This is a genomic window from Flavobacterium sp. NPDC079362, assembly GCF_050267765.1.
GTDB lineage: Bacteria > Bacteroidota > Bacteroidia > Flavobacteriales > Flavobacteriaceae > Flavobacterium > Flavobacterium azizsancarii.
Map to the genome: position 1 here is coordinate 483,136 of NZ_JBNNFM010000001.1, position 11,315 is coordinate 494,450.

The 11,315-nt window shown below is 33.8% G+C and carries 10 protein-coding genes; 7 read left to right on the top strand and 3 right to left on the bottom strand.

Annotated features, from left to right (window positions below; all coding sequences use genetic code 11):
* Nucleotides 1-140 precede the first annotated feature (140 nt).
* Nucleotides 141-1,004, bottom strand: coding sequence for a DUF58 domain-containing protein (locus ACQKCJ_RS02055; RefSeq protein ID WP_271337226.1), 864 nt, complete (start codon nucleotides 1,002-1,004; stop codon nucleotides 141-143).
* An 80-nt stretch (nucleotides 1,005-1,084) separates the two neighbouring features.
* On the bottom strand, nucleotides 1,085-2,089 hold the full coding sequence (locus ACQKCJ_RS02060) for an AAA family ATPase (RefSeq protein WP_072964260.1): 1,005 nt from the start codon (nucleotides 2,087-2,089) through the stop codon (nucleotides 1,085-1,087).
* 223 nt (nucleotides 2,090-2,312) lie between these two features.
* Here ACQKCJ_RS02060 and ACQKCJ_RS02065 point away from each other — a divergent pair, with 223 nt between their 5' ends.
* The 4 genes from ACQKCJ_RS02065 to ACQKCJ_RS02080 all read left to right on the top strand — a co-directional run bounded on the left by ACQKCJ_RS02065 (nucleotide 2,313) and on the right by ACQKCJ_RS02080 (nucleotide 6,136).
* Nucleotides 2,313-3,188, top strand: coding sequence for an aldo/keto reductase (locus ACQKCJ_RS02065; protein ID WP_271337227.1), 876 nt, complete (start codon nucleotides 2,313-2,315; stop codon nucleotides 3,186-3,188).
* A 15-nt stretch (nucleotides 3,189-3,203) separates the two neighbouring features.
* Nucleotides 3,204-3,710, top strand: a complete 507-nt coding sequence (locus ACQKCJ_RS02070; RefSeq protein WP_427401249.1) for a GNAT family N-acetyltransferase — start codon at nucleotides 3,204-3,206, stop codon at nucleotides 3,708-3,710.
* Nucleotides 3,711-3,927: 217 nt separating this feature from the next.
* Nucleotides 3,928-4,680 carry an SDR family NAD(P)-dependent oxidoreductase gene (locus ACQKCJ_RS02075; RefSeq protein WP_271337229.1) on the top strand — a complete coding sequence of 251 codons (753 nt, stop codon included), beginning with the start codon at nucleotides 3,928-3,930 and terminating at the stop codon, nucleotides 4,678-4,680.
* A gap of 304 nt (nucleotides 4,681-4,984) precedes the next feature.
* Entirely contained in the window at nucleotides 4,985-6,136 is a 1,152-nt protein-coding gene (locus ACQKCJ_RS02080) for an ATP-binding protein (protein ID WP_427401250.1), read from the top strand.
* A gap of 547 nt (nucleotides 6,137-6,683) precedes the next feature.
* Here ACQKCJ_RS02080 and ACQKCJ_RS02085 read toward each other — a convergent pair.
* Nucleotides 6,684-7,427, bottom strand: a complete 744-nt coding sequence (locus tag ACQKCJ_RS02085; RefSeq protein WP_271337231.1) for a DUF3298 and DUF4163 domain-containing protein — start codon at nucleotides 7,425-7,427, stop codon at nucleotides 6,684-6,686.
* 105 nt (nucleotides 7,428-7,532) lie between these two features.
* Between ACQKCJ_RS02085 and ACQKCJ_RS02090 the strand changes: the two genes are divergently transcribed.
* The 3 genes from ACQKCJ_RS02090 to recO all read left to right on the top strand — a co-directional run bounded on the left by ACQKCJ_RS02090 (nucleotide 7,533) and on the right by recO (nucleotide 11,252).
* Complete coding sequence (locus ACQKCJ_RS02090; RefSeq protein ID WP_271337232.1) at nucleotides 7,533-8,675, top strand: cystathionine gamma-synthase; 1,143 nt, start codon at nucleotides 7,533-7,535, stop codon at nucleotides 8,673-8,675.
* A gap of 286 nt (nucleotides 8,676-8,961) precedes the next feature.
* A complete protein-coding gene (gene gdhA / locus ACQKCJ_RS02095; RefSeq protein ID WP_271337233.1) occupies nucleotides 8,962-10,305 on the top strand; it encodes an NADP-specific glutamate dehydrogenase in 1,344 nt (447 codons plus the stop codon).
* Between the two features lie 233 nt (nucleotides 10,306-10,538).
* Nucleotides 10,539-11,252 (top strand): DNA repair protein RecO, encoded by a 714-nt coding sequence (recO, locus tag ACQKCJ_RS02100; protein WP_271337234.1) that lies wholly within the window; start codon nucleotides 10,539-10,541, stop codon nucleotides 11,250-11,252.
* Nucleotides 11,253-11,315 lie beyond the last annotated feature (63 nt).

Sequence of the window (11,315 nt, forward strand, 5' to 3'; positions counted from 1 at the left end):
TTTTTAATTTCAGATTTTATTCTAAAATGAATGCTTAATTGGCACGCGGATGACGCGGATTCAAGCGGATTTTATTTTTGGATATTTATATTTTTAAAATCTAATATTCTAACAATCTAAGAAGTCTAAGAAATCTAAAATTATCTTGATTTGAAATATCCCAACAATTTAGTCACATAATTCTCGTCAACTCTTGTGTTTACGACGCCGGCGCCAGATTTACTGAATATTTCTTTGAAATAATTCACTCTGTCGTGATAATGTTTTTCGTAATTCATTCGCACCGTTTTTGAACCTGTGTCGACCAGTTGAATTTTTCCAGTTTCGGCATCAAGCATCGTAACCATCCCTAAATTCGGGATTTTCTCTTCACGAATGTCATATACGCGAACTCCAGTAATATCGTGTTTTTTGGAAGCAATTTTTAAGGTTTGCTCATAATTTTCAGACATGAAATCAGAAATAACAAAAACGATTGCTTTCTTTTTCTGAGTTCCTGATAAAAATTTTAAAGCAGCTCCAACATCTGTTTTTTGACTTTTTGGTTCGAATTCGATCAATTCACGAATGATTCTTAAAACGTGTGAACGGCCTTTTTTTGGCGGAATATACAATTCTACATTATCAGAAAATAATATTAAACCAATTTTGTCATTATTTTGTGTAGCCGAAAAAGCCATCGTTGCCGCAATTTCGGTGACGATGTCTTTCTTGAATTGACTTTTTGAACCAAAACCTTCTGAACCCGAGATATCTACCATTAACATCATGGTCAATTCACGTTCTTCTTCAAAAACTTTTACGTGGGCTTCGTTGTAGCGTGCAGTTACATTCCAATCGATGTTACGAATATCATCGCCGTATTGGTATTGACGTACTTCACTAAAAGTCATCCCGCGCCCTTTGAATGAAGAGTGGTATTCTCCCGAAAAGATATGATTACTCAGTCTTTTGGTTTTGATTTCTATTTTCCGTACTTTTTTTAAAAGCTCTTTTGTATCCATTTTATTTGTTTAAAGTTTAGAAGTTTCAAGTTTCAAGTTTGCTTTACAACAACCTGAAACTTGAAACATTAAACAAATTTTTAAGGTACTTCAATCTCGTTTACGATTTTGTTGATAATGTCTACAGAAGTAATGTTTTCAGCTTCAGCCTCATACGTGATTCCAACTCTGTGACGTAGAACATCATGTACAACAGCACGAACATCTTCCGGAATTACATATCCACGACGTTTGATAAAAGCGTAACATTTTGCTGCAACAGCTAAATTGATACTTCCACGTGGTGATGCTCCAAAACTAATAAGAGGTTTTAAGTCCGCAAGTTTGTACTTCTCTGGGTAACGAGTAGCAAATATGATGTCTAAGATATATTTTTCGATTTTTTCGTCCATGTAAACTTCACGAACCGCTTCCTGAGCACGTAAAATTTGCTCTACAGAAACTACTGCATTTACTTTTTCGTAAGATCCTTTTAAGTTTTGACGAATTACAAAACGCTCTTCGTCAATTTTTGGGTAATCAATTACGGTTTTAAGCATAAAACGATCGACTTGCGCTTCCGGAAGTTGGTATGTTCCTTCTTGCTCAACAGGATTTTGAGTTGCCAATACTAAAAACGGACGATCAAGTTTGAAAGTTGTGTCGCCAATTGTTACTTGTTTTTCCTGCATCGCCTCCAAAAGTGCCGACTGAACCTTTGCCGGAGCACGGTTAATCTCATCGGCAAGGACGAAATTAGCGAAGATTGGTCCTTTTTTAATCGAAAACTCATTTGCTTTGATGTTGTAAATCATCGTACCAACTACATCGGCAGGTAATAAGTCGGGAGTAAACTGAATACGGCTGAATGAACCCTGCACTGCTTGCGACAAAGTATTTATCGCTAAAGTTTTGGCTAATCCCGGAACACCTTCAAGCAAAATGTGCCCTTGTCCCAGAAGTCCAATTAGTAAACGCTCGACCATATGTTTCTGGCCCACAATAACTTTGTTCATTTCCATTGTAAGAAGGTCTATAAAAGCACTTTCTCTTTCAATTTTTTCATTTATCGCTCTAATGTCTAAAGTCGTTGTATTTTCTTCCATATGAATATTTTTAAAACCTTTTTAAAACCTTGATTTTTATGCCTTACTTTTGAGAGTGCAAATTGAATATTTTTTGAGAAGTAAGATGTTAAAGAATGGTTAAAACTTCGACCAACGACCTAATTTTAAGGACTAATTGTGAATCTATTTTTATATTTTTAAGAACTTTGATGATTATGCTTCAGAAAAGCATATTTATTACCAAAAATAACGCAATACAACCATGAGTAAAACAGCATTATCGCCCATAATTTCGGGCACTATGAATTGGGGAGTTTGGGATAAAAACCTTACAACTAAAGAAATGGAGAATCTGATACAGCTATGTATCGAAAACAAAATTACAACTTTTGATCACGCAGACATTTACGGATCTTATACCACAGAAGCTGATTTTGGAAAAGCATTTCATAACAGCAAAATCCCGAGAGAGAAATTACAATTAATTACTAAATGCGGAATTCAGATGATTGCTGAAAAACGCCCGGAAAACAAAATCAAACATTACGATTATTCTAAAGAATATATTATTTGGTCTGTTGAGGAATCACTAAAAAAACTGAAAACAGATTATGTTGATGTTTTTTTATTGCACAGACCTAGTCCTTTAATGCAGGCCGATGAAATTGCAGAGGCAGTAGAACAATTAAAAGCAGAAGGAAAAATTATTGATTTTGGACTTTCGAATTTTACGAGTTCTCAAACGGAATTGATTCGTCAGAAAACAGAAGTAAGTTACAATCAGGTGCAATTTTCGGCTACACATTATGAGCCAATGACAGATGGAAGCTTAGATTATATGCAAACACACGGAATCCGACCATTGTCATGGAATCCTCTTGGAACTGTTTTTAGAGAAGATACCAAACAAACACGTCGTTTGAAAAAATTATTGTCTGATTTGGTTCAGAAATATGGTTTCGGTTCTGATACGCTTTTGTTAGCCTGGATCTTAAAACATCCTTCAGGAGTAGCTCCAATTGCGGGAACAGTAAATATTGCCAGAATTCAATCGCTTATGAAAGCTGTAGAATTAGAAATGGATAAAGAAGACTGGTTTGCTGTCTGGACAGAAAGTATGGGAGATGATGTGCCTTAAATAGTACATTCTGAAATGATACGATTAGAAAAATTCGATACAAAAGACTATTCACAATTAATCAATAGTATTAAGGATGCCCGTGAATTGATGCAATTTGCAGGACCGGAATTCACTTTTCCTTTAACAGAAGAACAAATAGAGAGATCGCTTTCTGATAAAAACAGGATTGCTTTTAGGGTTGTAAATGTTTCTAATGATTCGACTATCGGACATTGTCAAATTTGTTTTAAAGACAAGTTTGCAAATCTGGGAAGGATTCTGATTATGGATGAATTGCTTCGGGGAAAAGGAATTGGGAAACAAATCCTGACTTTGCTTCTGGAATTTATTCTTGAAAATAGTAAGCAGAGAAATGTTGAGCTCAATGTTTTTGACTTTAATACGAGTGCCATCAAATGCTATGAAAAGATTGGTTTTGTTATTAATAGGGATAAAAAATTTGTTCGGGAAATGGATAGTGAAACCTGGACAGCTCTCAATATGCAGTTGGATTTAGATAATTGGATCAGGAAAGATTAAAAATTTTTATGCCACAGATTAAATGGATTATAAAATCATTTTAATCCATTTAATCTGTGGCAAAATAAATAAACACATAGAATCATAGATTTTTATTGTTTTGAATAAGGTAAAAATAGATGATAAATCATTTTTACATAGCGATGAATTCATGCAAAGTAAAACGCCTTTTTTAAGCTTTAAACTATGTATCTATGTGTTAAAAATAATATTTACAATGAAAAAAACAGTTTTGATTACTGGAGCTACAAGCGGAATTGGGAAAGCAACCGCACAAATAATGGCTAAGAATAATTATAAAGTTGTGCTTTGCGGAAGACGTAAAGACCGCTTAGTGGAGCTTGAAAAAGAGCTTTCGGCTTTTACAGAAGTACATTCTTTATCATTTGATGTTCGCGATAAAAAAGATGTTCTTGAAAAAATTGATTCTCTTCCTGCTGCATTTTCAGATATTGATATTTTGATCAATAATGCCGGAAATGCCCATGGTTTAGATCCGATTCAGACAGGAGATTTAGACGATTGGGATGCTATGATTGATATCAATGTAAAAGGGCTTTTGTATGTTTCGAAAGCAGTGATTCCGAAAATGACAGAAAGAAAGTCCGGACATATTATTAATATAGGTTCAACGGCGGCCAAAGAAGTTTACCCAAACGGAAATGTGTATTGCGGTACAAAACATGCAGTTGATGCTATAACTGCCGGAATGCGAATTGATTTAAATCCTTTTAATATTCGTGTTGGAGCAATTCATCCCGGAATGGTAGCGACAGAATTTAGCGAAGTGCGTTTTAAAGGAGATGTAGAAAAGGCTTCGAATGTTTATAAAGGTTTTGATCCATTGCAGGCAGAAGATATTGCAGACATTATTCATTTTGTAGTTTCAAGACCGTATCATGTAAACATTGCTGATTTAGTAGTGATGAGTACGGCACAAGCATCGTCGACAATTGTTAAGAGAGTGTAAAATATTATTTATTTCTATTTTTTATTATGATTATCATAGTCCCAGCGGGACGCCATATTTATAGATTTTTTTAAATTTATTAAACATCAACCCATCGGGGTGAAATATTATATAAATCAGTGCTCAGATATCGCTCCGCTGGAGCTTTGCTTCTTGATAGACATGTATTATTAGCTATAAATATAACGCTCCGCTGGAGCTTTATTTTGAAGTTTTAAATTTGGAGTAATACAAATTTAAAAGTGTTTCGGATAAATAAAATTAATGTAAATTAGTGCAGTTCGTGGCAGAAAAAAACTAAACTATGATCAATAAACGCCTTTTAATAAAAAATCTACTTGCTCATAATGATGAGAGCAGTTTTTATGACAAAAAAAGGCAATTGAATTTGCATTCTCGTGAAGGCAAGGGGAAGTTTCTGAAACACATTTGTGCGTTGTCGAATTCAAACCCAACTAATAATTCGTATATCGTGGTTGGAGTCGAAGATCATGATAACGAAATTGTTGGCGATGACTTTTTCGACGATAGCAGAATTCAGAATCTGGTAAATGCTTTTCTGGAAAATCCGCCTAAAATTCAATACGAAAATGTGCCGTTTCCGAATCTTCCAAAAGATAAGGTAGTAGGGTTGGTTACCATTAAACCCAAAAGCAAAATATCGTATTTCAAAAAAGGAATTCACACAACTCCGGCCAATAGTGTTTTTATACGACGCGGCAGCAACTCTGTTCCTGTTGAAGGAGAAATTGAAAAAAATTATCAAAATACTGAAACCGTAATTGGGATCGAGAATAGTTCCCGCAATAGTATTCAGTATACACTTGATGGGGTAATCGATTTTATGAATTTCAGGCACAAAGACATGTCGCCTAAATATCATGTTTTTAAAGAATTATTTGTGATTTGCTGGGCGGGAGTTTCTAATAAATCCCGTGATAAAACCTTTTTGTCACGTGTTGATATCGAATTGATCAACGAACAAATTAAACTTTTTTATTCGGCTCAGGATGTGGTTACGATTGTTTTTGACGACGATAGTTTTACGATAACCGAATATGTTCCGCTTGGATTAAATGATAAAACAAGTTTTTATCCTTTAGAGAAACAAACAATTCACTTTTTTGATAACGGTTATTATAAGATCGATCGGGAAATGCTTTTTCAGCCACCGGAATTCAATAGAAAAATGTTGTATCATATTTATAATGCAAATACTGCATTGCTTCAAAAACTGCAAAAAGGTATTGCATTATCTGAACGGGAACTAAAAGACCTGGAGAATCTTCCATCAACTTTTATGATTTGTTATTTAAATGGTTTTGATGATGCCAAGCAAAAGCTGATTGACGCTAAATTGCTTTTGAAACCTTTTGGAAATATCTATTTATCTTTTAAAGAAGCGTTGAGGATTCTTAGAAAAATGAAATATGATTTTCAGGAAGGGACTAAATAAGGTTCAGAGGTTCAAAGTTACAAAGTGGCAAAGGTTTTCTGTAGAGTTTGATCGTAGAGGCGCACAGCAGTGCGTCTAATACAAAGGGTTTTTTAAGGTTCAGAGGTTCAAAGCTACAAAGTGGCAAAGGTTTTCTATAGAGTTTGATCGTAGAGGCGCACAGCAGTGCGTCTAATACAAAGGTTTTTTTTAAGGTTCAGAGGTTCAAGCTACAAAGTGGCAAAGGTTTTCTGTAGAGTTTGATCGTAGAGGCGCACAGCAGTGCGTTTAACATAAAGGGTTTTCGTTTTTTGAATTGCCTCCAGCTAAAGCTCAATGTCATTAGTAAGGGAAGATCTATGATTCTTTTGTCGAATAGATCTTGCGCAAAGGCGCTAAGTTTACATCCATTTCCTTTGCAACTTTGCAACTTTGCGCGAATTTTTTAGCCATAATTGTTTAAAAAAAAGCTTGATTTAATGACATTGCGCTTTAACTGGAGATTATGATTAATGAGTTGTGTTCATTGGCTTTAGCCAAATTATCGATATTTCAAGTCAAAAATAAATTATTGATACTTCAAATACTTACTCACTTTTTCATAAGGAAACAAAATCTCTTTTGCACCATCTGCATACGAAGCAGCTTCATAAGAGTTGTAATATAAAAGCAAACCTTTATTGGTATAAAAGATATTTTGAGGTAATTGAAATTTGTCATTTTCGAACATTAATCCTGTAGCATTAATATTTAAATTTTCTGGAATTTTATATTTCGCCCTGAATTCTTTTTCGGCGAAAGCTTTAAATTCTTTTTCGTTTTTGAATATTTGATGGGTAAAAATGGTTTTTCCGGTTTTAGGATCGAATAATAAAGATCGAAAACCCTGATAACCATGAGCGCCACCGGTAAAAGTATAATGGTCAAGTTTTATATTGATAATCTGATCGGATTCAAATTCGACGTTTCCTTTTATTTTGCCTTCCCAGCCAAAAGTTTCAGAAGGGAATTTTTTGTGCATTTCTTCATAAGAAGTAATAAAAGAGGCTGCCAGACTTTTATAATCATTTGCTTTTGATGGATCTTCCTCAAAATAAACAATCTCTTTTATAACCGAAAACACTTTTTTGTTGATGCTGTCAGCAACTATAGGAACATTTTTGGCGACAGGAACTGAGATAGTAATTTTTGGGCAATCTTTTTTACAAGTAATTGTAGATTCTTTTTCAAATGTCTCATTTTCAAATGCAAGCTCTTTGTGGCAACTTGTGAGTACTAAAAACAAAAAGGCTGATAAAATATAATGTTTCATATCAAAAAGTGTTAATTATATACAAAGGTAAGAAGTTGTATCAGGATTAAAATAAATTAAACGGTAAATTTGTACCACGTTTAAGCATTTAAAATTTGTAACATTATGAAATTCAATACTAAAGTTATACATGGCGGTCAACATCATGATCCAAGTACAGGAGCTGTTATGCCTCCGGTATATCAAACTTCAACTTTTATACAAACAAGTCCGGGAAAACCTTTGGCGGATTATGAGTATAGCAGGGCGTCGAACCCAACTCGTACGGCTTTAGAAAATGCTTTGGCAAGTATTGAAAATGGTACTCGGGGATTGGCTTTTTCATCAGGTTTAGCAGCGACAGATTGTGTTTTAAGATCGTTTAAAGCTGGTGACGAAATCATTGCGATGGATGATTTATACGGTGGAACATATAGAATGTTCTCACGCATTTATAAAGATTCAGGAATTAAATTTCATTTTGTTGATATGACAGATATCGAGAAATTGAAATCCTTGATTAACGAAAATACGAAATTGATTTGGGTTGAAACACCTACAAATCCGTTAATGAAATTAGCAGATATTCAGGAAGTAGCAAAAATTACTAAAGCGAATAATATTTTATTTGCTGTTGATAATACATTTGCAACACCATATTTGCAAAAACCACTTGATTTGGGAGCTGATATTGTAATGCATTCTGCTACAAAATATTTAGGAGGACACTCTGATGTTATCGCCGGAGCTTTGATTGTAAAAGACGAGGCTTTAGGAGAACAATTGCATTTTCAGCAATTTGCAACTGGCGCAACACTTGGACCAATGGATAGTTTTTTGGTTTTAAGAGGGATCAAGACACTTTCGTTACGAGTGCAAAGACATTGCGAAAACGGAGAAAAAGTAGTAGAATATTTAAGCAATCACCCTAAAATAAATACAGTTTATTACCCGGGTTTAAAAAGCCATCCGTTTCATGAAATTGCTAAAAAGCAAATGAAAGCTTTTGGCGGAATGGTTTCTTTTACTTTTAAATCAGGTAAAAAAGAAGATTCTATTGCATTTTTAGAAAAGTTGAAAGTATTTACTTTGGCGGAATCTTTAGGCGGAGTTGAATCGTTGGCCAATCATCCGGCTTTAATGACACATGCTTCTATTCCGGCAGAAAAAAGAGCTGAAGTTGGTATTACTGACGATTTGGTTCGATTAAGTGTTGGTATCGAAGATGCTGAAGATTTAATTGCAGATATTGAGCAAGCTCTTGCATAAAAACAGAAAGCCCCAACTCTAAAGAATTGGGGCTTTCTGTTTATTTTTACTAATAATTCTTAATACAAAGTCCGATTAATGAATTTTTATTAAAAATATTAAAATAATGAATATAACAGTGTCAAATTACTGTAAATTAGCGAACCTGAAACGTAGATATTTCAGATAAGTCATATTATAGACAAAAGTTGTAATTGATGTTTAATTTTTTTTTTAGTAAATATCAATTTAGAGTACATTTGCCATTAACGAAAACGTTTTCTTAAATATTAATAATCTAATAATCATGTCACAAAGTATTGCCGCTTTTATGGATTCGGTTAGCGAAAAAAACCCGAATGAATCAGAGTTTTTACAAGCAGTTTTAGAAGTTGCCGAAACGGTAATTCCTTTTATTGAAGAAAATAAAAAATATCAGAATAAAATGCTTTTAGAGCGTATGGTTGAGCCTGAACGTGTTATCATGTTTAGAGTAAACTGGTTAAGCGATAAAGGCGAAATTCAGGTAAACAGAGGATATAGAATTCAAATGAACTCTGCCATAGGACCTTATAAAGGCGGTTTGCGTTTTCATCCATCAGTTAATTTAAGCATTTTAAAGTTTTTAGCTTTCGAGCAAACTTTCAAAAATAGTTTAACAACATTACCAATGGGTGGTGGAAAAGGTGGTTCTGATTTTGATCCAAAAGGAAAATCAGATAATGAAATCATGAAATTCTGTCAAAGTTTTATGACAGAGCTTTCAAGACATATTGGTGATAATACTGATGTTCCTGCAGGTGATATTGGAGTAGGTGGTCGTGAAATTGGTTATTTATTTGGTCAGTACAAAAGATTAAGAAATGAGTTTACCGGAGTTCTGACAGGAAAAGGAATTCAATACGGAGGATCGTTAATACGTCCAGAGGCTACAGGATACGGAACAGTTTATTTTGCTCAGAGCATGCTGGAGACAAAAGGAGATAGTTTTAAGGGGAAAACGGTTGTTGTTTCCGGTTCAGGAAATGTTTCGCAATATGCAGTAGAAAAAGCCAACGAATTAGGCGCAAAAGTAGTTACTCTTTCTGATTCTAATGGATATATCTATGATGCAGACGGAATTGATGCTGAGAAATTAGCTTTTGTAATGGAGCTTAAAAATGAATTGAGAGGAAGAATCAGTGAGTATGTATCGAAATATCCTAATGCAAAATATGTAGAAGGAAAACGTCCTTGGGAAGTAAAATGTGATGTTGCTTTGCCTTGCGCTACTCAAAATGAATTAGATGGTGATGAAGCTAAAACTTTAGTTGCTAACGGATGTATTGCTGTTGCAGAAGGAGCTAATATGCCATCTACGCCAGAAGCAGTTACCGCTTTTGTAAATGCTAAAATTTTATTTGCTCCAGGAAAAGCTTCTAATGCCGGAGGTGTTGCAACTTCAGGACTTGAAATGTCACAGAATTCTTTGCGTTTAAGCTGGAGTTCTGAAAAAGTTGATCAAAGATTAAAAGAAATCATGTTAGCAATTCATGCTTCATGTGTAAAATACGGTTCAGATAAATCAGGATATATTGACTACGTAAAAGGAGCTAATATTGCAGGATTTGTTAAAGTTGCAGATGCTATGCTTGCTCAGGGCGTAGTATAAATTTTAACCGAAGATTTTAAGATGCCTTCATTTATCTTTTTAAAAGATGTGTGAAGGCATCTTTGTTTTTAAAAGCACAGATTTTACGAATTTGCCCAAAATTTAATTATGTTAATCGGGTTGGTGGAATTAATTTCAGCAACTAATTAATGACAATTAGTGAAAATCGTGTTTATTTTGTCCTTATGTTCAAAGGTTAAAGTAACTTCGTGAATAATATTTAAAATCTTATTTTGTTAGTAAAAACCAAAGCAATAGTAATCTCGTCATTAAAATTTCAGGAGAAAAGTTTGATTGTAAAATGTTTTACGCTTTCAAACGGCTTGAAAACGTATTTTGTACGTGATGCTTTTTCGAGTCGGAAAGCCAGTCAGAAAATTGCTTATTTTCAGCCATTATCAATTCTCGAAATCGAAGCCGTGCATAAAAATAAGGGCACGTTAGAAAATTTCAAAGAAATAAAAACAGCAGTCCCTTTTCAGAGCATTCATACTGATATTGTAAAAAGCACAATGGTGATGTTTTTATCAGAAATGCTGCATTACTCCATTCAGGAAGAAGAAAAAAATGAGTCACTTTTTGTTTTTTTAGAAACAGCTTTAACCTGGTTGGATCATCATGATGAAATTTCTAATTTTCATTTGATTTTACTTTTAGAAATAACAAAATATTTGGGTTTTTATCCTGATACATCAGACATTGATTTGCCATATTTTGAAATGAACGATGGTGTTTTTACGCACTTTCATGGTTTGAGTGCGCTTACGGAACACGAAACAAATTTGTTTAAAAAACTAATAGATTTGAAATTTGATAACGCCCAAAAAGTCTTTCATGTCATCGAGAGACAGATTTTATTAAAAATTCTGATTGATTATTACAGTTTTCATTTAGATGGCTTTAAAAGGCCAAAATCCCTTGATGTTTTGAAAGAAATATTTTCTTAATAACTCATGCTTTAGTGAGATTTAAAAAGACTTTTTTTATATAAAAAATAATATTTAGAATTG

Excerpts from the sequence above, each read along its gene's own strand:
- ACQKCJ_RS02055 (WP_271337226.1), bottom strand. The coding sequence starts at position 1,004 with ATGGATACAAAAGAGCTTTTAAAAAAAGTACGGAAAATAGAAATCAAA.
- gdhA (WP_271337233.1), top strand. The coding sequence starts at position 8,962 with ATGTCACAAAGTATTGCCGCTTTTATGGATTCGGTTAGCGAAAAAAAC.
- ACQKCJ_RS02075 (WP_271337229.1), top strand. The coding sequence starts at position 3,928 with ATGAAAAAAACAGTTTTGATTACTGGAGCTACAAGCGGAATTGGGAAA.
- ACQKCJ_RS02090 (WP_271337232.1), top strand. The coding sequence starts at position 7,533 with ATGAAATTCAATACTAAAGTTATACATGGCGGTCAACATCATGATCCA.
- ACQKCJ_RS02070 (WP_427401249.1), top strand. The coding sequence starts at position 3,204 with ATGATACGATTAGAAAAATTCGATACAAAAGACTATTCACAATTAATC.
- ACQKCJ_RS02080 (WP_427401250.1), top strand. The coding sequence starts at position 4,985 with ATGATCAATAAACGCCTTTTAATAAAAAATCTACTTGCTCATAATGAT.
- ACQKCJ_RS02085 (WP_271337231.1), bottom strand. The coding sequence starts at position 7,427 with ATGAAACATTATATTTTATCAGCCTTTTTGTTTTTAGTACTCACAAGT.
- ACQKCJ_RS02060 (WP_072964260.1), bottom strand. The coding sequence starts at position 2,089 with ATGGAAGAAAATACAACGACTTTAGACATTAGAGCGATAAATGAAAAA.
- ACQKCJ_RS02065 (WP_271337227.1), top strand. The coding sequence starts at position 2,313 with ATGAGTAAAACAGCATTATCGCCCATAATTTCGGGCACTATGAATTGG.